General features: G+C 49.2%; 18 protein-coding genes and 1 pseudogene. 9 read left to right on the forward strand and 10 right to left on the reverse strand.

What is annotated here, in order from left to right:
- Positions 1 to 95: 95 nt before the first annotated feature.
- A complete protein-coding gene (locus tag AC9UEP_RS01635) occupies positions 96 to 359 on the reverse strand; it encodes a hypothetical protein (protein WP_509543417.1) in 264 nt (87 codons plus the stop codon).
- A gap of 155 nt (positions 360 to 514) precedes the next feature.
- Here AC9UEP_RS01635 and AC9UEP_RS01640 point away from each other — a divergent pair, with 155 nt between their 5' ends.
- From AC9UEP_RS01640 to AC9UEP_RS01655, 4 genes are all read left to right on the forward strand, one after another.
- Positions 515 to 1,828 (forward strand): zinc-dependent metalloprotease, encoded by a 1,314-nt coding sequence (locus tag AC9UEP_RS01640; protein WP_509543418.1) that lies wholly within the window; start codon positions 515 to 517, stop codon positions 1,826 to 1,828.
- Positions 1,829 to 2,041: 213 nt separating this feature from the next.
- Positions 2,042 to 2,626: a M48 metallopeptidase family protein gene (locus AC9UEP_RS01645; protein WP_509543420.1), complete on the forward strand. Its 585-nt coding sequence runs from the start codon at positions 2,042 to 2,044 to the stop codon at positions 2,624 to 2,626.
- A gap of 110 nt (positions 2,627 to 2,736) precedes the next feature.
- Positions 2,737 to 2,928, forward strand: a complete 192-nt coding sequence (locus tag AC9UEP_RS01650; protein ID WP_509543424.1) for a DUF5679 domain-containing protein — start codon at positions 2,737 to 2,739, stop codon at positions 2,926 to 2,928.
- A gap of 162 nt (positions 2,929 to 3,090) precedes the next feature.
- Positions 3,091 to 4,212 carry a hypothetical protein gene (locus tag AC9UEP_RS01655; protein ID WP_509543426.1) on the forward strand — a complete coding sequence of 374 codons (1,122 nt, stop codon included), beginning with the start codon at positions 3,091 to 3,093 and terminating at the stop codon, positions 4,210 to 4,212.
- A gap of 19 nt (positions 4,213 to 4,231) precedes the next feature.
- On the opposite strand, the gene AC9UEP_RS01660 is transcribed toward AC9UEP_RS01655, so the two are convergent.
- From AC9UEP_RS01660 to nudC, 4 genes are all read right to left on the reverse strand, one after another.
- Positions 4,232 to 4,603, reverse strand: coding sequence for a WhiB family transcriptional regulator (locus AC9UEP_RS01660; protein WP_509543428.1), 372 nt, complete (start codon positions 4,601 to 4,603; stop codon positions 4,232 to 4,234).
- Between the two features lie 125 nt (positions 4,604 to 4,728).
- Complete coding sequence (locus AC9UEP_RS01665) at positions 4,729 to 4,920, reverse strand: hypothetical protein (protein WP_095674366.1); 192 nt, start codon at positions 4,918 to 4,920, stop codon at positions 4,729 to 4,731.
- 66 nt (positions 4,921 to 4,986) lie between these two features.
- Positions 4,987 to 6,639 carry an ATP-dependent helicase gene (locus AC9UEP_RS01670; RefSeq protein ID WP_509543430.1) on the reverse strand — a complete coding sequence of 551 codons (1,653 nt, stop codon included), beginning with the start codon at positions 6,637 to 6,639 and terminating at the stop codon, positions 4,987 to 4,989.
- A complete protein-coding gene (gene nudC / locus AC9UEP_RS01675) occupies positions 6,630 to 7,559 on the reverse strand; it encodes an NAD(+) diphosphatase (RefSeq protein ID WP_509543432.1) in 930 nt (309 codons plus the stop codon). Before nudC ends, AC9UEP_RS01670 begins: the two co-directional genes overlap by 10 nt.
- Positions 7,560 to 7,584: 25 nt before the next feature.
- On the opposite strand from nudC, the gene AC9UEP_RS01680 reads away from it, so the two are divergent.
- The gene (locus tag AC9UEP_RS01680) at positions 7,585 to 8,412 is read left to right on the forward strand and encodes an endonuclease/exonuclease/phosphatase family protein (RefSeq protein ID WP_509543434.1); all 828 of its coding nucleotides are present in this window, start codon (positions 7,585 to 7,587) and stop codon (positions 8,410 to 8,412) included.
- 79 nt (positions 8,413 to 8,491) lie between these two features.
- Positions 8,492 to 10,693 (forward strand): catalase/peroxidase HPI, encoded by a 2,202-nt coding sequence (gene katG, locus AC9UEP_RS01685; protein WP_509543436.1) that lies wholly within the window; start codon positions 8,492 to 8,494, stop codon positions 10,691 to 10,693.
- A gap of 1 nt (position 10,694) precedes the next feature.
- Here the strand turns inward: katG and AC9UEP_RS01690 are convergent, their stop codons facing one another.
- The 4 genes from AC9UEP_RS01690 to ychF all read right to left on the reverse strand — a co-directional run bounded on the left by AC9UEP_RS01690 (position 10,695) and on the right by ychF (position 20,064).
- Entirely contained in the window at positions 10,695 to 13,907 is a 3,213-nt protein-coding gene (locus tag AC9UEP_RS01690; RefSeq protein WP_509543438.1) for an ATP-dependent helicase, read from the reverse strand.
- The gene (locus AC9UEP_RS01695; protein ID WP_509543440.1) at positions 13,904 to 16,990 is read right to left on the reverse strand and encodes an ATP-dependent helicase; all 3,087 of its coding nucleotides are present in this window, start codon (positions 16,988 to 16,990) and stop codon (positions 13,904 to 13,906) included. The genes AC9UEP_RS01690 and AC9UEP_RS01695 overlap by 4 nt, the downstream gene beginning before the upstream one ends.
- Positions 16,991 to 17,069: 79 nt before the next feature.
- Entirely contained in the window at positions 17,070 to 18,998 is a 1,929-nt protein-coding gene (gene typA / locus AC9UEP_RS01700; protein WP_509543442.1) for a translational GTPase TypA, read from the reverse strand.
- Positions 18,991 to 20,064: a redox-regulated ATPase YchF gene (ychF, locus tag AC9UEP_RS01705; RefSeq protein ID WP_509543444.1), complete on the reverse strand. Its 1,074-nt coding sequence runs from the start codon at positions 20,062 to 20,064 to the stop codon at positions 18,991 to 18,993. The genes typA and ychF overlap by 8 nt, the downstream gene beginning before the upstream one ends.
- Before the next feature lie 51 nt (positions 20,065 to 20,115).
- Here ychF and AC9UEP_RS01710 point away from each other — a divergent pair, with 51 nt between their 5' ends.
- From AC9UEP_RS01710 to AC9UEP_RS01720, 3 genes are all read left to right on the forward strand, one after another.
- Positions 20,116 to 21,303, forward strand: coding sequence for a DNA recombination protein RmuC (locus AC9UEP_RS01710; RefSeq protein ID WP_509543446.1), 1,188 nt, complete (start codon positions 20,116 to 20,118; stop codon positions 21,301 to 21,303).
- 3 nt (positions 21,304 to 21,306) lie between these two features.
- Positions 21,307 to 21,726 carry a hypothetical protein gene (locus AC9UEP_RS01715; protein ID WP_509543447.1) on the forward strand — a complete coding sequence of 140 codons (420 nt, stop codon included), beginning with the start codon at positions 21,307 to 21,309 and terminating at the stop codon, positions 21,724 to 21,726.
- Positions 21,727 to 21,806: 80 nt separating this feature from the next.
- Positions 21,807 to 22,904: a hypothetical protein gene (locus AC9UEP_RS01720; protein ID WP_509543449.1), complete on the forward strand. Its 1,098-nt coding sequence runs from the start codon at positions 21,807 to 21,809 to the stop codon at positions 22,902 to 22,904.
- A 37-nt stretch (positions 22,905 to 22,941) separates the two neighbouring features.
- Here AC9UEP_RS01720 and AC9UEP_RS01725 read toward each other — a convergent pair.
- Positions 22,942 to 23,561: pseudogene (locus AC9UEP_RS01725) on the reverse strand (4-hydroxy-3-methylbut-2-enyl diphosphate reductase); the annotation flags it as partial.

Consider the following 23,561-nt stretch of genomic DNA (forward strand, 5'->3'; position numbering starts at 1 on the left):
TTCTGGTGATCCTAGAAGTCCGGCTATAACCTGTTCTAGCAAGCGCGCGCGGGGCTCGAAGAAGTGGAATTCGAGGAGTGTGCATAAATTACCTGCTAGTTATCTCGATGTTCTGGGACTTGTTCTTCTGACTTTTGGGCTTCGGGCATCTGAGCTTCGGTACGAAAAGACTCTTGAAAACGCTGGAAGTTTCCCACTGATCGCGTTGTTTCGGATTCGAATCTTCCTTTAAATTTTGAAATCCAGAGAACGTAGCCAAGTCCGCCGATGAGCGCGCCTGCCGGAACTACCCACCAGATCAAGGCGGCAAAAGTGCTACTGCCCGCGACTAGTGCAGAGCTATCAGCGAGAAGGACCATAGAACCGAGCCTACCTGTTCTGGGAAGAAAGTGCTGGCTCTCATGGTTGTAGCAGATCTAGCTGTATTAGATTTTCACAATGCTCAATTCAATGCACCTGAATAGACTCGAACTAGAAACAGAGCGCGCGGCGGGAAGAGGAAAGAGGGTTACACATGTCACCTTTTGGTTTTACTCCAGATGATGGAGATGAAGAAGGTAAGAAGCCGGAAGATTTTTCGGCGATGATGCGCCAAATGCAGGAACAAATCCAGAAACAATTTGAACAGATGGGAATAAATCCCGCGGCTTTCATCAATCCATTTACTGCCTTTGCTGGTGATAGTACAGATGCACTTCCCAAGAACGTCGTGCGAGATACGGCAAAGAAATTTGTGCAGGCACAGGGATCAGAACCAATCGGCACGAAAGATGTGAGTGTGGTTGCTAGCGCTTTTGAAATTTCGGATCTCTGGCTCAATGAAGCAACGCTATTTCCAGCAACGCAATCTTCTTCTTCCCCACGCGCCGTGAGTCGACTCGATTGGGTCGATCTCACACTTGCGGGTTGGCACCAGACGATGGAGCCACTTGCTACCGGCCTCGCCACTGCGATTTCAGGTCTGCTCGATGAAGCTTCCGGAAGTTCTGATGAGATGGCCAATTCCATGGGCGCTATCACTGGGCTTTTGCGCACATTTATTGGCTCCATGATTGCTACCCAGTTGGGTCAAGCCATTGGCTCAATCTCAGCCTCGGCCACAGGTGTGCACGATGTGGGGCTGCCCCTACTTACGCCAGCACACCCGGTATTGATTCCGGAAAATATTGAAAAGTGGAGCACGGATCTTGAGATCCCAAAGAGTGAGGTCTATATCTTTCACGCACTTCGGGAAGCTGCCATAGCAAGACTTTTCGAACACAATCCTTGGGTCGTTTCCTACATTCGCAGCGCCATCGTTGATTATGGTCGCGGGGTTCATATCGATATGGATGCAATTACTCGCCAAGCAGAAGCTGCCATGGAAGGTTTTGATCCTTCCCAGATGAATCCAGAATCTGGCGAGAATTCATTCTCAATTGCGCTCAATAAAGGGATTTTCACTCCGGAGGAAACACCGGCTCAACGCGCCGCACTTTCTAAACTTGAAACCGTACTTGCACTTGTCGATGGCTGGGCAGATGAAGTCACCACACAAGCTGCTGGTGAACGATTGCCGTCACTTGCCCAACTTCGCGAGATCTATCGGCGCCAGCGTGCAACGAACGCACCATCACAACAACTCTTCGCTTCACTTCTTGGATTACAAGTTTCACCTCGACTGGCACGAGAAGCGAGCGCCTTTTGGCAGAAGATTCGCGAAGTTAAAGATATTGCAGCCCGTGATCAGATCTGGAGTGGGATTTTGCCCAGTGCCCAAGAGTTACTAGACCCCGAAAAATTTATGAAATCCGCCCAGATTCCAGATGACCTCAGTGGCCTGCTCTAAGTAGCCAAAAAGAAAAGCGAAGTCCCCGGGCGCACATTTTAATATCTGCCTTCCCCTTGCAGATATCAAACGGTTATCCGAGGACTTCGTATGCGAAAAGTACGAGAATTCCTATTCGGAATCAAATGTAAATCACTAAGACACAGGAAAAATTTCTTGTCAATAAATCAAGATTCTTCTTCAATTGAATACTTTATCTATTACATTTCCTCAATGACAACTTCAGGGTTTCCGGGTGAATTTGAGGAAGAGACTCTCCCCGGGCTCGGCGAAGGCGAAATCATCGTCATTCGCTCTGCTCGGCGAAAGAAAAGTATCTCTGCATATCGACAGGGTGGAAGAATTGTCATCTCTATTCCAGCGCGCTTGAGTAAAGCTGACGAAAGAGTGATCGTGCCCGAGATGATTGCCAAGATTCGCAGCCAAGAGCAGTCCCAGACCCCTGGGGAAGCAGATTTAACTCGGCGTATCGATGAATTATTAACCGAGTTGGCGCAAGAAATCACCATCCGCCCGGTTTCGGTTACGTGGCGGCCGATGCGCGAGCGCTGGGGCTCATGTACCAGCGTTGATCGCAGCATCAGAATCTCAGATCGTTTGAAGTTAGCTCCGGAATACGCCCGGGATTATGTCCTCTTCCATGAAGCCATCCACCTTCAATTCTTCGACCATGGGGAAGGATTCACCGAGGTTTTATCCCGTTTTGAGGATTCGGAGCTAGCAACTGCTTATCTGGATGGCTATGAGGCGGCCGAACGCGCCCTGCTGGCCCCGGCAGAACTCTCAAAACTGCCCTGACTTCCTTCAATAATCCGTTAATAAAGATGTAAGGGAATCTACGCGTGATTTCCCCGATTTTGAGCGTGGCGCAGAGTACTGTTTTGACCAGTACGCATGGCGCCTAGCTCATGGGTCGAACGGAGGCAAAAATGGCAGAGGTAGAGACATACAAGGGTGACGCTTACTGCGTTAAGTGCAAAGCAAAGCGTGATTTCGAAGGAACAGTAAAGATCTCCGAGTCTGGTCGTCGCATGGCACAGGGTATTTGCCCAGTGTGTGGCACCAAGGTAAATCGCATTCTCGGCAAGAAGCCAGAATAAGTCACCACATATACGTAGAAATAACCCTCGCTCACTGAGCGGGGGTTATTTTTTTACGCGCAGTACTCCCCTGCGCTCATAGGGTGAGAAATCCATCGCTTTGCACACAGCGGCGGCGGCGCCCGCGAGGTTAGGCCGATGTATGCGCACATCCTTTGCCACATGAGAGAACTCAAACGCGGTGTTGCACTTAGTCAGAGTGCCACACCTGGCCAATATTTCCTAGGAACGTTTAAGCGAGCCATTCGGATCTACACCCACGAAGAGAAGGTAATTGCTCTCGCACTCGCTGGCGGAAAATCTGAGAAAGAAATACTTCAAACACCCAACGTGCTAGATGCAACAGTGAGCGCGCTCTTAGCCCAACTCGAAGTAGAAGAATTAATCAACCACAAGCAAGGTGTGCTCAGAGTTTCGCAACGTTTTGTCTCCAAATTAGATAACCGAGTGAAGAAAAATAGTAGACCAGCGGTGGATGCCGGAGTGCAACAGTTACAACGCAGGTGCGCCCCTGAGTTAAACCAAACTAATTGGATAGATGGTGTGGTCGATGGCGGCGTTGAAATATTAAGTGCCCGGCAAAATTACCTCTGCGAAATTTCCGGAAGCAATCGGGTGGCAACACTGCTCTACTCGCTCCTACTTGCAAGTGGGATTTCACAGGTGCGCTTCACACCAGCATCTCGTGGGGCATATCCTCTCATCGGTGATATCGATATGGCGCTTTCGACTTTCCGGCAATCAGATACCGGAACGCCTTTTAAAAACCATTGCGAAACGACAAGAAGAGAACTTGCGTTATTTCCGCTTGATCGCCATGAGAATTATCTAGATGAGGCGTCATCTCCTGATCTGCGTATTCATTGCGGTGAAATTAATCCGGAAACTCTTTCACTCTGGATGAGCTCTGGCGAAAAATTCCTCATAATCCCTACACCACACGCAGATAGTGCACAGATAGGCCCGCTAGTAATTCCGGGCCAGAGTCCTTGCCTGCGTTGCTATGAGCTTTCAGCCAGGGAACAACGTGGAGTTATAGATCATCTTGAATTCACACCAGATGTTGAACAGGAATACCCGCAAATTGCCGCTCACTTTATGGCAGCGTTGGCCGCTTCATTGATTGTGAAATTCTGTGATGCAACAACTGTCGCCGTTGAGCAAGATAGGGCGGCAGACTTTTCGGCGCTGCTCGGAATCGCTATTTCAGTTGACTATCAATTACTTGCCTACCCACAGGTGGTGGCGATTGCCCGCCATCCACTCTGTGGGTGTGCCTTTTAAGTTAAGCCAATTACCCGACTTAAGCCAGTGCCTGCTCGTTCTGAAGAATGCGAGCAGCTGCAATCACCTGACGTGGTGGTCTACCAGCACGGCGCTTACGTTCAATGATCACGCCATCTTCGATGAGCTGTCCGCCCCACACTCCACATGGTTCTTGGCGTGAGAGCGCACCATCGAGACACTTGTTGCGCACTGGACATGTGCCACAGAGCGCTTTCGCCTCTGCAATTCCCTGATCTGTCTCGGAATAGAAGAGGTCAGGGTCAGCTTGATGGCATGGCAGGGTGAAAGCCTTGGCGTTGTCGTATGTGAATGTCACATCGTTTAGGCCAATCTTTTCGCCGGTCTCTGCCCAGCCTGGTACCTGTAGTTCGCTGAAGAGAACGCTCATCGTCCTCACCCCCTGTTATCTCTCTCTAGTTGGTCTTGCTCTGATTTTTCTTTTTCGTTTAGGTAATAAAAAAGGACCTCCAAATCCATCGAGTGGATTTGAGGCCCTTGTGGGACTGTTCGGTTTTATCCGATTAGTACTCCAGTAGCCTCATCCACTGCATAAAAGTTGGCGTAAAACGCTGACTTTGTAGCTGTGGGCCAAACTGTTCGCTTATGTGAACGCTTGGTTGCAGAAGCTGTTGAATGTGTGAAGGCAGCAGAAGGTGCAGCAGCGCATGCGCCTGCTGTGATGATTGAAGTCATGACATTTGCCATTTTCAATCCCCTTCCATATTCTCGAACTCTAAGGGTACAAGATGGCCATTGCTTCGTGCAAGGCAATTAAATAAGGCCCGATTCACGCAGGAATTGGCTTGGATTACCCCGATAGGAGATATGCAGATCAGCTTTTGCGCGGGTAATTCCCACATAAAAGAGCCTACGTTCCTCTTCAATTACAGCCTCCCCGGAGCTATTAGTCAGCGGTAATTGGCCATCGGATGCGCCAATCAAAAATACCCGCTCCCATTCCAGGCCTTTAGCCGCATGCAGCGTTGCCAGTGTGACAACCGGCATGGTCGGTGGATTGTTCTGTTGCACTCGATCTTCTACTTCGCGCAGATATGTGCGCAAAGTTTTCGGAGAAAAATTATCATCGTCATCTAGTTCGCGCGCTAAGTGCAGCAGCGCTGCAATTCCATCGATCGCCTCCCCTGTTAAATAAGGCTGTGCAAGGGAGCGCAGTTCATCGATCCACCCTTGGCCTTCGGCCGGAATGACCGATGCTTGCCGCACTTGCTTGAGGAAATCACGCACTTCCCGGCGTTCAAAGAATCTCTCCGTATTGCGCACTTGATATGGAATCTTCTGCGCCAGCATTGCTTTTTCGGCGCCTTTAAGTTGTGCATTAGTTCTGGCCAAGATCGCAACCTCTTGTGGCTGGGTGCCATTTACCAACAGGGCGTTGATTTCAGCCATGACTCCGCCAATCTCAGCCGGCTCATCGCCATAGCCAGTGACAATCGGTTTTGAGCCGTGGCTATTAAAGGCAACAAGTTCCTGACCCATAGTTCCGTGACGCAAGAGTGCATTGGCAGCAAAGGTGATTTCAGGAGTGGAGCGGTATCCAGTTGTTAAACGGATAACTTCGGCCTCCGGAAAACGTTGGGTAAATGAATTAAGGAATATCGGGGTGGCGCCAGCAAATGAATAAATAGTTTGGGCGGGATCTCCAACGACACAGATATCGGTGCGCGTGCCAAGCCAGGCATTAATGAGCCGCTGTTGAATGGGAGAAATATCTTGGTACTCATCGATTGTGAAATATCTGTATTGGTCTTGCACCCGCTCGCGCACATCGCGCTCTTCTTCCATCATCGCAGAACACAAGAGCAGCACATCTTCAAAATCAATTGCAAGCTCTTGCTTCTTAATGGATTCATAGGCGGTATAGACCTGAACCATCTGCTCTGGCGTAACGCGCGGCTTCTGCATTCGCTTACTTACTTCATCGATGTAATCAGTTGGCCCCACTTGAGAAACCTTCGCCCATTCAATCTCAGCGGCAATATCGTGCATCAATTCGCGGTTGGTAGCGCGCAGCGAGCCGCTTAAACCCGCGCGATTAATTGCTTCGGTGAGAAAACCGGTCTTGGTTGTCATCAGATCTGGTGTGCGACCACCGAACACAGAGGCCCAAAAGTAGAGCAGCTGCTTAAGGGCAGCAGAGTGAATCGTGCGGGCGGCAACAGTTGGGACACCAAGGGTACGAAGCCGGGCGCGCATTTCACCGGCAGCTTTTGCCGTAAATGTCAGCGCCAATACTTTCTGCGGATCCATCGTGCCAATCGCTGCTGCATAAGCAATGCGATGTGTGATTGCGCGAGTTTTTCCAGTGCCCGCACCTGCAATAACGCAGAGGGGACCACGGGTCGCAAGTGCTACCGCCCTTTGATCAGCATCGAGTGCGGCAAGTATTGAATCTGCTATCGCCATGTCTGGCCGCCGGGTACGCTCTCACCCAACCAACGCTCAATCATCTTTCGTGCAACTGAAATTGATGGTGGCAGCAAGAGTGAACCATCTTCTGCGGCAGCCTTTAACTCAGCGCGGCTAAACCATTTCACTTCCGTGATTTCTTGACCATCACCTTGTGCCCGCTCTGGATTATCAGTTACTGCTTCAAAGGCAATCATGATGCTGGCCGGAAATGGCCACGGTTGTGATCCCAAATACTTTAGCTCTGTTACTACAACTGCTGACTCTTCTAACACCTCGCGCGCAACGCATTGTTCAAATGTTTCACCCGGTTCCAGAAAACCGGCAAAGGTGGAGAAACGACCTTCTGGCCAAATCGGTTGATGTCCGAGCAGAATGCGATCACTACGATCTTTAATAAGGACAATCACCGCAGAATCGGTGCGCGGGTGATGTTGGCTGCCATCTGCCTCGCACGTGCGCGCTGCCCCACCAAGATCAACTCGCGTTGCACCTCCACACCGCGGACAACGAGGGTGTGCACGATGCCAATTACTTAGCCCCATCGCATGTAATGAAATTTCTAACTCTTGCTCACTTAGCAGTGAGCCAATCTCGCGCACAGTGGAGAATCCGACTTCTTTGACTTCATCTGCGATTGTGCCAACCCACTCGGTATCCCATGCAAAGAAAGGCGCCTTAGTCTCAAGATCTAAACCTAAGAAGTAACGGCTACCTTCAGTAAAGGTCTTTGCTGCAATATGCGCTGCCACATCCTGGGCGCTGATTAAGGTAAGTGCGGTATCAACTGCGGCAATGCGACCTTCTGCAATCTGCAAGATTTGTGCGCGTTGCCACAATTGATCAAGGGTTTCTTGGTTCACCCGAAGTTCACCGGCACGATCAATGCGGGAGGTGTGTTGATTTATCGCGCTCACGGGTGCAGGTTACTAGTGTGTGGGGGTGAGAATCACCTCGTGGAATATCCTGCATGGAATCTCAATCCCACCTAGGAATTCACCCGATTCGGCCGCCGAACTTGCCGCTGCGGTGCAATCTCTGAACTCAGATGTGATGGGCTTTCAGGAAGTCGATCACTTCCTGCCACGTTCGAATTCACGTCCGCAGATTCGCGATATCGCAGAGAGTGTTGGTGCACGCGATTGGGCGATGGGTCCGAGTGTGATTGGTACACCTGGAGAATCCTGGCGGAAATTAAACGAGCACGAACCTGCGCTGATAACAGATAAGAGTTCTCATGCAGAACTTATGCACGAGTGTTACGGAATTGGAATTGTCTCAAAGATTGCCGTGAAGTCTTGGCACAGATTAAATCTAGGTCGTTCCCTACTTGGACTTCCGCTCATTGTTCCTGGTGATGAAACTGGAAAAGGAAGACCACGTTTTATCTACGTCAAAGATGAACCACGTCTTGCTATTGCTGCTGTCCTAGAAAATGGTTGGACAGTTGTGAATACCCATCTCTCTTTTGTGCCAGGGTTAAATCTGCGCCAACTTCGTAGAATGAAAAAATGGGCGCTGCAGATTGCAGAAGGCAGTGGCACCCGTGCGATAATCATGGGTGATCTGAACTTGCCTATGAATCTGCCTACCGTCTTCTCCCCCTGGAATTCATTGGCCCCAGGCAACACCTACCCCAGCTGGGGAGCCTCGATTAAGTTCGATTACCTGCTTTCCAAAGATTTACATCCAGGTGAATTCTCGGTGATGGACATCTCACGCACCGGGTTAAGTGACCATCTGCCTATCGGTATCCAGCTTTCGAATTAACAATTTTTTGGCACTTCGGCTAACCTGAGCTCGTATGTAGTCAGTCTATTTGTAGCTTTTCTTAACTGGAGGAACGACCATGACCACAACTGCATCTCCTACCTCATCTGTTACGGCGCAGTGCCCATACTCCGGTAGCCAACTCAATACCGCTGGCACATATAACACTGACTGGTGGCCAAATAGATTAGATCTCTCGGTCTTGCGCGCAAACTCTCCGGTCTCTGATCCGATGGGTGAAGATTTTGATTACGCCAAAGAATTCTCAAAGCTCAATCTCAAAGCGGTAAAGAAAGATATTGAAGCGCTTATGACCACATCACAAGAGTGGTGGCCGGCAGATTACGGACATTACGGTCCATTCTTTATTCGTTTAGCCTGGCATAGCGCAGGCACCTATCGCACACACGATGGTCGCGGTGGCGCAGGTGATGGACTGCAACGTTTTGCTCCTATTAATAGCTGGCCCGATAACGGAAATCTTGATAAAGCTCGTCGTCTGCTTTGGCCAATTAAGCAAAAGTACGGGAAGAGTTTGTCTTGGGCAGATCTCATGATTCTTGTTGGTAACTGCGCAATTGAATCAATGGGGCTAAAGACTTTTGGTTTTGGTGGCGGACGCGAAGATGTCTGGGAGCCAGATGAGACTTACTGGGGTAAAGAGAAAGTTTGGCTTACCAATGAACGTTACTCAGGTAATCGCATATTAGAAAAGCCCCTTGCTGCGGTGCAGATGGGTCTTATCTATGTAAACCCACAAGGCCCAGATGGAAATCCAGATCCACTTGCATCAGCTGTAGATATTCGCGAAACATTTGCGCGCATGGCGATGAATGATGAAGAAACAGTTGCACTCATTGCTGGTGGACATACATTTGGTAAGTCACACGGTGCGGCAGATCCCGATAAGTACGTTGGGGCAGAACCAGAAGGCGCTGCCATCGATGAGATGGGCCTTGGCTGGAAGAACTCATTTGGAACTGGAAAAGGTTCAGACACAATCACCAGCGGCCTAGAAGGTGCTTGGACATCAACTCCAACTAAGTGGGATAACAACTACTTCAAAACTCTCTTTAAGTACGAGTGGAAGCAGACCAAGTCACCTGGTGGCGCAGTTCAATGGATTCCAACCGATGAATCTGCGGCAAAGGCTGTCCCTGATGCACATATTTCTGGCAAGACACATGCACCTGTCATGCAAACGACAGATCTAGCACTTCGCATGGACCCTGCCTATGAAAAGATTTCACGTCACTTTGCGCAAGATCTCGATGCACTGGCAGATGCATTTACTCGTGCCTGGTACAAACTCACGCACCGCGATATGGGACCAGCTGTTCGCTACCTCGGTTCCCTTGTTCCGAGTGAAGAACTCATCTGGCAAGATCCACTTCCAGCTCGCCCAAAGCGAGTAATTGGTAAGACTGAGATTGAAATCCTTAAGAAGAGAATTCTTAGCAGTGGTCTCACAACTGCGCAGTTGGTAACAACAGCGTGGGCATCAGCATCATCTTTCCGTGGAACAGATAAGCGCGGCGGTGCTAACGGTGCTCGTATTCGCTTAGAGCCACAGATCAGCTGGGAAGCAAATAACCCGAAAGAACTCAAGAAAGTCCTTGCTGTTCTGGAAAAGATTCAAGCTAACTTCAATAAGAAATCAGCGAAGAAAGTTTCACTTGCAGACCTGATTGTCTTAGGCGGCACCGTTGCCGTGGAAATGGCGGCAAAGAAGGCTGGCGTGAAGACCAAGGTGCGTTTCTCACCAGGTCGCACAGATGCCACTCAGGCGCAGACAGATGTCTTCTCATTCGGATACCTTGAGCCAACTGCTGACGGTTTCCGCAATTACAAGAGTGCAGCTGACACCCACCCTACTGAAATTGCACTAGTTGATAAGGCTGCATTTCTTGAATTAACTCCACCAGAAATGACTGTCCTTGTCGGTGGTCTGCGCGCACTCGGGGCCAATTACGACGGCTCAAAGACAGGCGTATTAACATCAAAGAAGGAGGCGCTCACAAACGACTTCTTCATCAACCTACTTGATACCAAATATGAGTGGGCGCCAACTTCAAGTGAGAACGAGCTCTTTGAAGCGCGCGATCGCAAGACTGGAAAGGTTAAGTGGACCGCTTCCCGAGCAGACTTACTCTTTGGCTCACATTCAGAACTTCGTGCGCTCTCTGAAGTCTATGCAAGTGCTGATTCCGAAAAAAAGTTTGTGCAAGATTTCGTAGCTGCCTGGAGCAAGGTTATGGAGCTGGACCGCTTCGATATCTAAATTACTTAAGTAATAACAGGTCGGTGAGCTCATCTTCACTTAGAAGATTTGCGCGCCGATCTGTTTTATTTATCGGCACATAATAAAAAGCGGCCGAGACTTGCTCAACTTCAATCGCCTGCAACTTAGCCCACGCGAGGCGATAGACCGCAAGCTGCACCGCTGAGGATTCACCTAAAGTCTTTGAGCCAGTCTTCCAATCAACTACTTCAAAACCGTTACTGGTCTTATAGACAGCGTCGATGCGACCGCGCACAAGCACGCCAGCAATAACGGTTTCAAAAGGAACTTCTACTGCATGCGGTTGCAACTTCGCCCACTCAGATGCCAGCCACTTCGTTTTCAGGTCTTCAAGTTTCTGGTCTTGCTCAAAAGGTGTGATCAAATCAAAGTCTTCATCATCAAAGAGCGTTTTGGCATTGAAATGGTTCTCAATCCATAAGTGGAATGCTGTTCCGCGATGTGAGTACTCATCCATGGCTCGCGGCATCGGACGACGAATATTTCGAGCAAGTTCTGCCGGATCTTCATGCAGCGCGATAAGGGTGGAGGTGGAAAGGCGCGGTGGCAAGGCGACATCGCGCGCACCTAACTTAAATTCTTCAAATTCAGCGATAATTGCCCGCGCATCCTCAACCAACTCTGCCAGTTCAGCCGGTGCAGGAGCATCGAGATTAAGCGGCACAGCTAATTCAACAAGTGCCACGGTCCGATCAAAATCTGCGCGCCGATCTCCGAGTGGATCTTGTGGCCACTGCGCTGTGATCTCAATATCTTTGGCCGGGTTTCGCTCGGTGCTCTCTGGTGCGGTGGGGGCGCTGAGCACTGTGCCGCACTGACTTGCTACCTGTTGCACCTTCTCATAGAGCACAGATGGTTGAACAGGTTTTGCGCCATCGCGCCAGAACGAAGTCGAACAGAATAAGTGTGTGCGGGCGCGTGTAATGGCAACATAGCCAAGGCGAATCTCTTCCCGCATCTTAAAATCAACGCACTCTTGCGCAAAAGCATCTATTGCCTTTTTAGCTTGCGCATTAGTTTCAGAAGCGTTCCACGAGAATGTTGGCAGTATGTCGGCATCTGCCCGCAGTGCAAAGGGAATATGGCGTTCATTTGTTATCCAGTTATCAGGATCACTGGCATTGGCACCAGGAAATGTCCCCTGTGCTAACCCTGGAACTGCAACAACATCCCATTCGGCGCCTTTTGCTATGTGCACAGTGAGAATCTGAACCACACTGGCATCGGCCTCCGGCGCCCCGGCTTTGAGTCCACCCTCTTCTTCACTTGCAACATCGAGCCATTGCAAGAAGGCAGAAAGTGAGCCCCCGCTGCGCGCAAACTTTGCCGCCTCATCCATAAAGCGATCAAGGTGGCGGCGGCCATGTGTGCCACCATCTCGCAACATCACTTCACTTTCTAAGTTCAGATAGCGTTCGATTTCAACGATGAGATCAGTAATGGGTGCTGACGCACGTGAACGCAAGCGACGTAGGTCGGAGGCAAAAGATGCAAGTCGTTGGTAGCCAGCGCCACTGAACTTAGATTTATCACACTTCTCAATTTCATCCAGTGCATCTATAACACTTCCAATAAATTGATCATCGGCTTCCGCCGATGCTGGGTTTCCGGCAACAATATTCTTCACAATGCTGCGACTATCAGATGAGAGCGCTTCCGAGCGCGAACGTGCAAAACGACCAAGGGCGGCAATATCGCGCGGACCTAAGTTTATGCGTGGCCCAGTTAAGTGACGCATCAGTGATGCACCAGCGCTTGGGTTGTTAATAACTTTCAGTGTTGCTACCAAATCTGCAATTTCCGGAACATGCACAAGTCCACCTAAACCAAGGACTTCCGAAGGAATTCCTGACTTTGCTAGCGCCTCTTGAATCAGCGCTATCTGTGCTCGCTTTCGCACCAAAACAGCGAAGGTGCGAGGAACTTTTAGGTGCGGTTGTAAGCGGCTTGGGTTATTCCAAAGCGGTGCGAAGTATTCAGCAATTGCAGCTGCCTCTGCTTCAAGATTTTCAAAGATGCCACAGGTGAGATCGCCGGCTCCTGCATCGGTGCGCGGCTTTAGCGCCGCCACGCTAATTCCTTCAAGTTCTCGAACGCCAGCCGAGATTTCATTTGCCAGAGCAAGAATTGATCTATCGTTTCGATAGGTAGTCGGTAATTCATATACCTTCTTACCGGTAGCACCCTCGGCCTTTGGAAAGTTTGCATTAAATGCGCGAATTGTTCCAGAAGATGCACCGCGCCAGGTATAGATAGATTGGCAGGGGTCACCGACGGCGGTAACAGGATGGCCGCCACCGAAGAGCGCTGAAAGTAAACGCACCTGTGATTGCGACGTATCTTGATATTCATCCAGAAGCACAACTGGATACTTAGCACGCTCTAATACCCCGACATCTGCAAAGTTGACGGCGATATCTGCGGCCAGTGCTATCTGATCATCAAATGAGAGTTCACCTGATCCTCGACGTGCCTGCAAAAAAGCTTCCATCATTGGCAGCATGGCAATGCGCTGGTTAAGTACTTTTGCCACCTTACGTGTCTCTTCATTAGTTGCACCCGTCATCTGCGCAAGTTCTTCCAGAACTTTTTCATCGGCGCCTCGGATCTGATCAGCGCTCACGCGATGTTCTAAGACCATTGAGGTAAGGCCCAGTAAATCTTTGACCACAGTACTTGCTGCATCATTTGTATGAAAGACGCCGTCATCCCACTCACGTACTAATTTATTGGCAGACATCCAGAGCGCTGCTTCACCCAGTGGCTGCACATCAGCATCAATGCCATAACGAATTGCATGTTCGCTCAGTAATCGCCCGGCATAAGAGTGATAGGTAGTAACTGCAGTCTCTAGGCTGCTAAATGTGCGCTCTATTCCTTGCTTATCTGCTGCCTGCTGAAATTGGCGCAGGCGCTTTCGAATACGGGTATTGAGTTCACCAGCGGCCTTGCGGGTGAAGGTAAGTCCAAGAATTTGATCAGGGCGGGCGAAACCATTGGCCACTAAATACACAACGCGCGCCGCCATAGTCTCAGTCTTGCCAGAGCCTGCGCCAGCAATGACAACAGCTGGCTCAAGTGGATTATCAAAGATAGAGATGATGGGGCGCTGCTCATCAGATGGAAGATGGAATGTGGGATCGATAGAGATAATCATCTTCGCTACCTGATCAGGTGTGTATTTCTCAATCATTGATGCACCGCCGCACCTTCAAGATAGAGCGGACATGAAGGTTTGACCTTGCAACCCTTACACATATCGTTCTTGCGCGCAGTAAATGTGGCACCACCCATACCAACGGCAATCTCTTCCAGAATAGTTTGGGTGGCCTCAACATCAACCAACGCATCTTGTTCGCGGGTGCTGTAGCTCTTATTTTTACTTGCCAGATAGACAAGCTGGGCGCCAGAGACGGCAGTTGACTTTAACTTCTCAGCAAAGCCATCTAGAACAACTCCAAGCTGGTAGCAAGCAAGTTGCAAGTTTGTTTTGGCATCATCGCCGGAAATCTCTTTCTTACCAGTCTTAAAATCAATGATGTAATGCTTGCCATCGCTATCAACTTCAATCCGATCCACATTTCCTCGAATGACCGCTCGCCCGACCGTGATTTCAAAACTCCGCTCAACTCCAGCAACGCTTCGGTTATTATCAGCCAATGACTTACTGTGAAATACCGAGAATCGCTCCAGCATCTTTTGTGCGCGCGCAAGGGCGGCATGGCTTATCCAGCCCTGACTATCATCAATTAGCGGCCATGACTCAAGGAGTTTATGCTGCAGTTGTTCATCAGTAATTGCCGGTTCATCAACTTTAAGGCGGGCAAATTCGTGAATGACCGAACCTAATAACTGCGCTGTGGAATCGCCATCAGTGCCACCGCTCTTTTCCAAAAACCATTTAAGGCCGCACTCAGTGAAGTTCTCTGCCCCTGATGGTGAAACTGGTACCGGTGCACCAGCATCGATGACTGGTGCATTGGTAGTGATGGGCACTGCTCCCAGCCATTGAGATGGCGCAGCTAGATGTATTTCATTAGCGCTCAAGGTTTTAAGTAGCGCAGCTGCACCGGTGTTCCCGGTAAGAGATACCTCCCGGCGCAGGGTAGCAACAAGTGCTGGTGCTGTCAGTGGTCTTGGAATTTCAATTGTTGCATCAGATGCCCCACATGAGTGCGCAAAATCTTCAAAGAAGATAGATGGCGTGAGATCTTCGCGCGCAACTGCTGTAACAAGCAGTGAATCTGAGGCACGTGTAGTTGCCACATGAAATAAACGTGCTTCATCTTGGGCAAGTGAATCTGCCGCAATCATATCCAGCGTAGTTTGAGCAAGCTCATCACCATGTCGTACCCGCTCGACCAATCGTTCAGCGCCCAATAAAGAACTTCGTTGCTTCAAATTTGGCCAGGTGCCCTCTTGCACACCAGCCACTGCAACATGGCGCCACTGTCGCCCCTTTGCCGAATGCACAGTAAGTATTTCAACAACATCAGGGCGCACACCTCGCGAAGTAATGAGGTCAGAAACAATTGTTTCACTTTCAATCTCTTGTAAGAAGAGTTCCGGTTTAGCACCTGGGAAACGTTCAATATGACGAGCCGCAGAATCAAAGAGTTGAATCATGGCATCGAGATCTCGATCAGCTGTGGCGCCACGGGAGCCGCCTTTAAGTGCTGCTGTGCGCCATGATTCGGAAATCTTTTCATTCTCGCTATTTACCGAGTTATTCCAGATTGCCCATAAAAGATCGTGAATCGTGGCGCTCTTCTTCGCAATAGATTTCTTTGCAACATCTATGAGGTGATAAATGCGCAGCAGTTCGGCTGAGTCTTCAATGGCAACATCACCGGTGGTGATGGCGTCCAGAATTAGTTGTGTGCCAGAGCGCTTATCTAGCACTTCATCGCGCACAGCTAGTAGCGCCGCACGTGTGCGACGTAGGGAAACGGATGTTGCCCCACCGAATTCGCTGGTGAGTAACTTCTCTGCCGTATCAAGGTTTAGTGGTTGCGTGCCAGTCGCCACTCGTGCCACCAGCAAAAATGGCGCAATGGCAGCATTACTAGCTAGCGCTTCCACATCACCTGTGGTGGGAATAGCGACTTGGGCAAAGGCTCTGCGAATAGCTGCTGCGCTCTGCCCATGTGAGCGCACAATCACTGCCATCTGCGAATAGGCGACCCCGCCCATGAGATGAGCCCGCTTGAATTGATACGCGATGTATTGCGCTTCCTCTGATTCAGAAAGAAGTCGCACAGCTTGCGTGCCAGGTGTGCCCCGGAAATTAGTTGTGAGTTCAATCTTCTTTGCACCCTTTGCCAGATATGAATCAAGTACTGCCACAACTCCTTCCGGGTCAGCGCCACGGAATCTGCCCACAGCGCTAGCTGCATCAGCGATGATCACGAGGTCTTGCCCGGCTAATAGATGTAATAAGTTTCGTTGCCCCGGATCACTTTCTTGGAATTCATCAACAATGATGGTGCTAAATCGTGCCCGCAGCTCTGTCAGAAGTTCTGAGTTACTGCGAAGATAATTAATTGCAGTATTAATAATTTCAGATGGATCAATACGCACCTTGGCATCGCCAGCCAGCACTTCTTGCAGTGTCATGGCACCTAAGTAGCGCTTCCAGAATTGCGCGGCCCCTGGCCAGTATTTTTCACCTAGTTGTTTGCCGCGAAGCGCTAACTCATCCGGAGTTATTCCACGTTCATTGGCGCGCATAATGAGATCGCGTAGCTCGCGCACAAATCCTTGCGTCTGCAGTGGCTCACCTAGTGATTGCTCGGTGCGCTGTAAGTCGGCATGCCATTGTTGATAGCCATCTTCGATATCACCCTCAAGTAACTGTGCGATAAATGTCTCTTGCTCGGCACCCGATAACAAAATAATCTCACGCACGTTCTCTGCCGTGCTCATCTTAAGTATTGAATATGCCAGTGAGTGAAATGTGCGCGCTAGTGGTTCATGTGCAGTCTTGGCCGATCGAGTAACAATGGCATCGCGAATTTCAGATGCGCGTTCGCGCCCGTAGGCAATAATCAAAATTGAATCGGGGCTTTGTCCTGCTGCAATACGGGAAAGTGCTGCTTCAATAACAACTGTGGTCTTACCCGTGCCGGTGGCACCAGAGATAATCAGTGGGCTCTCGCGGTGCGTAACCGCATCAATCTGTTCGGCGCTGAGTTGATGTACTTGCGAGAAAGGCAGAAACCCCTCATCACTACTGCGCACGAGGCGAAGCGGTGATGAAGGGTTCTGCTTACTCATAGTTGCTATTTAACCCTACGGCGGTGACAAGTCAGGTGAGCCTAAGGTGAATTAACGCTGGTGGATTCAGTCTGGTGAATTAGCTCTGGTTATTCTTCTTTGCTCGAGATGTGGCTCGAGCGCGCTCTGGCCCGTCGAGCACCACCTTACGAATACGAACAACTGCTGGAGTTACCTCCACGCATTCATCTTCGCGGCAGTATTCAAGGGCGCCTTCCATATTGAGCTTCTTAGGTGGAATCAACTTCTCTGAATCATCAGTACCGGAAGCGCGCATATTCGTTAGTTTCTTTTCGCGCACACAGTTGACATCCATATCATCAGAACGTGAGTTCTCACCGATAACCATGCCTTCATAGACTTCATCACCGGGTTCAACGAAGATAGATCCGCGTTCTTGAATTCCAGCCAGTGCATATGAGGTCACGGCGCCGATGCGATCTGAGACAAGGGACCCTGTGCCACGTGTGCGAAGTTCACCAAACCATGGTTCGTATGAATCAAAGACATGGTGCAGCAGTCCTGTTCCGCGAGTTTCAGTAAGGAACTCAGTCCGGAAACCAATCAGGCCACGTGATGGAACTTTGTAGTCAAGTCGAATCCAACCGGTTCCGTGATTGACCATCTGTTCCATGCGACCCTTACGTAGCGCCATCAACTGGGTGAGCACACCCAAATAATCTTCAGGTGCATCAATTGATAAGCGCTCCATTGGTTCGTGAAGTTTTCCATTGATCATCTTGGTAACTACCTGTGGTTTACCCACTGTGAGTTCAAAACTTTCGCGCTTCATGATTTCCACAAGCACAGCGAGCTGTAGTTCACCGCGACCTTGAACTTCCCACGTATCAGGACGTTCGGTATTTAGAACACGAAGTGAAACGTTACCGACGAGCTCTTTATCAAGACGATCTTTCACTTGGCGCGCTGTAAGCATCTTGCCGCTCTTGCCCGCTAGTGGTGATGTGTTGATACCGATGGTCATAGAAATTGATGGTTCATCTACTGTAATAAGTGGTAATTGATGTGGGTTTTCTAGATCTGCCAGTGTTTCACCCAAGGTAATTGTCTCAATACCAGCAACGGCAATGATGTCTCCAGGATGAGCTTCCAGTGCTGGAACCCGCTCGAGTGCTTCAGTCATCAGCAACTCAGAAATCTTTACCCGTTCAGTGCTGCCATCGGTTTTAATCCAAGAAACAGTTTGGCCTTTTTTAATCACACCTTCGTGCACGCGGCATAGCGCCAATCGTCCAAGGAATGGTGAAGAGTCAAGGTTTGTCACGTGTGCCTGAAGAGGTGCACCTTCGTGATAAACCGGTGCTGGAATTGTGGCGAAGATGGTGTCAAATAAAACATCCAGATTTTCTTCAACTGGCATTCCACCATCTGCGGGGCGTGTCAGGGAAGCACGACCTGCCTTAGCTGATGCATAGACAACAGGGAACTCAATTTGTTCTTCATTGGCATCAAGATCTAGAAAAAGCGCGTATGCCTCATCGACAACTTCGGCAATTCGTGAATCCGGGCGGTCCACCTTATTAATAAGGAGAATAACGGGAAGATTCTTTTGTAGCGCTTTGCGCAATACGAAACGTGTTTGTGGCAGTGGACCTTCAGAGGCATCGACGAGCAAGATAACACCATCGACCATCTCCAGACCACGTTCAACTTCGCCACCGAAATCTGCGTGGCCTGGTGTGTCAATGATGTTGATGATGGTGTCACCACGTCTTACCGAAGTGTTCTTGGCAAGAATCGTGATTCCCTTTTCGCGTTCTAGATCCATTGAATCCATCATGCGGTCTTGGCCTTCTTCTTGCTTCTTATAAGCAGCGAAAGCTCCGGATTGCCACAACATCGCATCAACGAGTGTGGTCTTTCCATGGTCAACGTGAGCAATGATCGCAACGTTGCGAAGGTTGTCACGGGTCTTCTTTGGAAGATCCTTGAGGTGAGCCTGATTAAGGCGTGCTCTGGCGGTATTAAGTGCTGGGCTATTAGACATTGAATCTGAACTCCACTACGTCTCCGTCTTGCATGATGTATTCCTTACCTTCCATCCGCACTTTGCCTTTAGCTTTCGCTTCCGTCATTGTGCCCGCTTCTACCAAGTCGGTAAAAGAGACGATTTCAGCTTTAATGAAACCTTTTTGGAAATCTGTGTGGATGACGCCGGCCGCCATCGGTGCGGTGTCACCTTTATGAATGGTCCAAGCACGCGTCTCTTTTGGACCAGCAGTTAAATAAGTTTGTAGTCCCAAAGTAGCAAAACCAACTCGGGCAAGCGTGGCTAGCCCTGGTTCAGTAAGACCAATTGCTTGCAAGAGTTCGAGCGCGTCCTCATCAGAGAGTTCAGCAAGTTCGGCCTCGGTCTTAGCATCGAGAAAAATTGCCTCTGCTGGTGCAACCAGGGCTGATAACTTCGTGCGCAGTTCAAGGTCAGCAAGCTCTGCGGCATCGACGTTAAAGACATAAAGAAATGGTTTTGCAGTTAAAAGATGCAGCTCATGCAGAAGTTCGCGATCAATCTTTGACTGTGACAACGGCTTTCCTGATTGCAACCACTCATTGGCTTCCTTGACCGCCGCTAAAACCGGGGCTTTCTCCTTTGAAACTCGCGCTTCCTTCTCAAGGCGTGGAATTGCCTTTTCAATTGTCTGTAAATCTGCGAGCGCAAGTTCCATGTTGATTGTTTCCATGTCACTAGCAGGATCGATACGACCATCAACGTGAACCACATCGCCATCGGTAAAGACGCGGATGACCTGACAGATGGCATCAGTTTCACGAATATTGGCAAGGAACTTATTTCCAAGGCCGGCGCCCTCAGATGCACCCTTCACAATGCCGGCAATATCGACGAAGGAGAGTGCGGCCGGCAGTAGCTTTTCCGAAGTAAAGATGGTGGCCAGCTTTGCTAACCGCTCATCCGGAACGCCTACGACACCGACATTGGGCTCGATCGTGGCAAAGGGATAGTTGGCGGCTAAGACATTGTTCTTGGTCAGAGCATTAAAGAGGGTCGACTTTCCGACATTCGGCAGGCCGACGATTCCAATTGAGAGGCTCATAAGTAGGACAGCCTACGGGGGATTGTCAGTGCCTCCTGCCACGATTGCCCCATGTCCAGCACAGTGGTGACCTTAATAACTCTAATTCTCGGCCTCTTTCTTGGGCTCGCACTTGGTCTGTGGATTTCTAGAATTAAATCTGGCGCAAACGGTGGCAATACATCAACGATTAGCCAAGAACTCAACGATGTGAAGGTGCTGCTTAAGGCATCTGATGATCGCCTGAAGGCAGCAGAAGCCAAAAGTGAGAACGAAACAAAGATTGCAACACAGATGGAAGAGATGAAGACAACTGTCGAACGCATGCGTCTGCAAGCACAGGAAGCAGCGGAGAAGAGAATTGCATCTGAGGTGCAATTGGTAGGAACTATCGATGAGATGCGCAAAGCATCGACTACCTTCTTTGATGAAACAAAGAAAATTGCCGGCGCACTCGCTAGTTCGCAAACACGTGGAAAATTTGGGGAAGCACAACTGGAACTTCTGCTAGAACAAGCAGGGCTACGTGAAGGCCACGAGTATGTGGCGCAGCGTTCCACAACTGATTCTGACTCATCTGGTATTCCAGATATCACGGTGGCGATGCCAGGTGGTTCCAAGCTCTTTATCGACTCTAAGTTTCCCTTTGATCGCTTCCTGGAAGCATTTGGCACAGAGGACCAAGAGCAGCGCGATGAACTGCTCTTGCTGCATACCAAGGATTTACTCAAGCATGTTGATGCACTTGCAAAGCGTGGCTATCACAAATCACAGAACTCCCCTGACTTTGTTGTGCTCTTCCTCCCCTTTGAGACGCTGCTGGCAGAGTCACTTCGCCTTGATCCACTCTTGCTTGAGAAAGCATTTAAAGTCGGGGTCACACTTGCTACTCCCACATCGATGATGGCGCTGCTGCGCACCGTGGGCCATATCTTCACGCGTAATAAGTTGGCCGAGAACGCTGATGACATCACAAAGGTGGCGGCGACATTTCTAAAAAACGTAACTCTCTTACATACCAAGATTGTTGCGGTGGGTAAGGCAATTAATCAGACATCTAAAGCATATGAAGATCTCATTCCCACAGCGGAAAAGACTGTCCTTGCACCAGCCCGGCGAATCAATAAACTAGGCGTAGCTGGCGATAAAGATAAGCTGGCAATTGAATATCCGGAATCTCCGGCAGATGTAAGGGCGCTAAATAACCCAGATTTAGATGCACCCGATGATTTCATTGATGTTGAAGTAGTAGAGGAGTAAGAGATGAGCACACAGCCAATTCGAAAGCCAATCGTTAACGGCCCCGGACTGAAAAAACAAGGTGTGGTATTTCTGCAAGCACTTTTTATCTTTATCTTCACATCACTTGAAATCTGGATTCGCTCTGGTCCTGGAATCATCTCTGGTCTGATCATCGCCCTAGTTACCTATGGCGGCGTCAACTATGGCCGCACCGGAACTCGTTATGTTGCAGCTGTTACGCCACCACTTGCTTATGGGGCGACAGTTCTCTTGCTGACTATTCTCAGTAACGGCCTTTCGATATCCAGAGTCGGCATCGATTTCATCGGTTCACTCGCCAGCGTCGCACCATATCTACTTCTCAGCGCGCTCTATGCCTGGTTTATGTTCTTAAATGAGAAGGCGAAGAACCGTCCCTCTAAGCGCGCAGCTGCTGCCTGAGGTTTAGCACTGAACGGATAAAGGTTAAATACGAGCCAATACCCTCTTGTAATAACTTAATTCCCGCATAGGCTTTTGAGATGAATAAGAGACTGATTGCATTCTTCTCAATACTTTCTCTCTGCCTATCAATTCCTTTTGTCCCAGCAAGTGCTGCGGCTAAAGCAGGCGCTAAATGTAATAAAGCCGGAATTACTGAGGTAGTTAAGAGTAAAACCCATACATGTGTAAAAGCTGGAAAGAAATTGGTTTGGAATAAGGGTGTGAAAGTTGAAACGACAACTAAGCAATCGGTTCAATCACTTTCTCTTGCAAATATGAAGAAGGCGATGATACCTAAGCCCGTTAAAGACCTCTTTAGATACCACTACTCCCCTAACGCAATTCCAGCTTATAAAGAAAAAATTGAGTCAGAATTGAATTTCGCTATGGAGTATTGGACAAGTGTTTATGACGGCACAGAATTGTTTAATATTTTTTATGCTACAGGAAAAGAACTGGAGTGGTTGGTTAACGCGTGGAAAACTTATGACTTGGATATAAATGGGTATATAGCACGCGAATATCAAGGGCGGCTAGACAGAGAAGGTAGTCAATTAAATGCTGGATCTGTGCCATCACAGCCAGGCCCCAGCCATCTCTCATTTTTTCGAAGCTCAACCCGCCCGATACAAGATGACGCGATGATTCCGCATGAAAATGTTCATATAGTTCAGCAACAACTCTCTAAGAATCGCACGGATCAAATGCCATGTTGGTTGCGTGAGGGTAGTGCAACTCTATTTTCAAACTTTCAAATAACTGAAAAATATGGACTCAGTGTGTACGACGATGCCAAGAGAATGGATATGAATGCATACCAGGGAGGCAGTGTTGAGATTCGAAAATTTAGTGATTCCCAGTGGTTTACTCACCTAAAGAGCCTTGAAGGTAATTTCAGTGGTGGTTGTGACTTTAAATATCGATTTGCTTATGGGGTGGGATTACTTCTCTCGGAGGTATTAATGGCAGATGGTGGTTTCGAAAAAATGATGGAGTTCTGGCGAGCATTCTCCCTTGATACAGATTGGCGGGATTCATTCCAAGCAATATATGGCGTCGAAATTGACGTCTGGTATAAAACCAAAGGCATTCCATATGTCAAGAGTGAATATGCAAGAGTTCCAGGTTATAAATAAGTAGTAACAGCTAAGAACTCGTGGGCGGTGAGGTTTTCTACTTAGCAGCTTTTAAATCAGCGCGTAGCTCTTTTGGCAATGCAAAGAGGAGTGTCTCCTCCGATGATCGCACTTCTTGAACATCGCCATAGCCATGCTCATCTAAATATTTAAGTAAGTCATTGACTAGAATTTCCGGAACAGATGCACCACTTGTCACACCAATTACTTCCACACCTTCAAACCATTCATCTTTTACCTCAGTCGCATAGTCAACGAGATAGGCAGCCTTTGCCCCATATTCCAGCGCTACCTCAACTAGGCGCACGGAGTTCGATGAGTTTGTAGAACCCACGACAATAACCAGATCTGCTTGTGGGGCAATTGCCTTAATTGCTTCTTGGCGATTTTGGGTGGCATAACAAATGTCATCTGATGGTGGGTTGGCAATTTCAGGAAAACGTTCTTTAAGAATTGCAACAGATTGCATAGTTTCATCAACTGAAAGAGTGGTCTGAGTGAGCCAGACTAGTTTTTTGCCTGGTGTGGGAATGATGGTGCGGGCTTCATCTAGGCCATCGACAACGCGCACTTTGCCAGGTGCTTCACCAGCAGTTCCTTCAACTTCTTCATGGCCAATATGGCCGATCAGAAGAATTTCAGTTTCATCATCGGCGA

It is taken from the genome of Candidatus Planktophila sp. (assembly GCF_040402315.1).
Taxonomy (GTDB): Bacteria; Actinomycetota; Actinomycetes; order Nanopelagicales; family Nanopelagicaceae; genus Planktophila.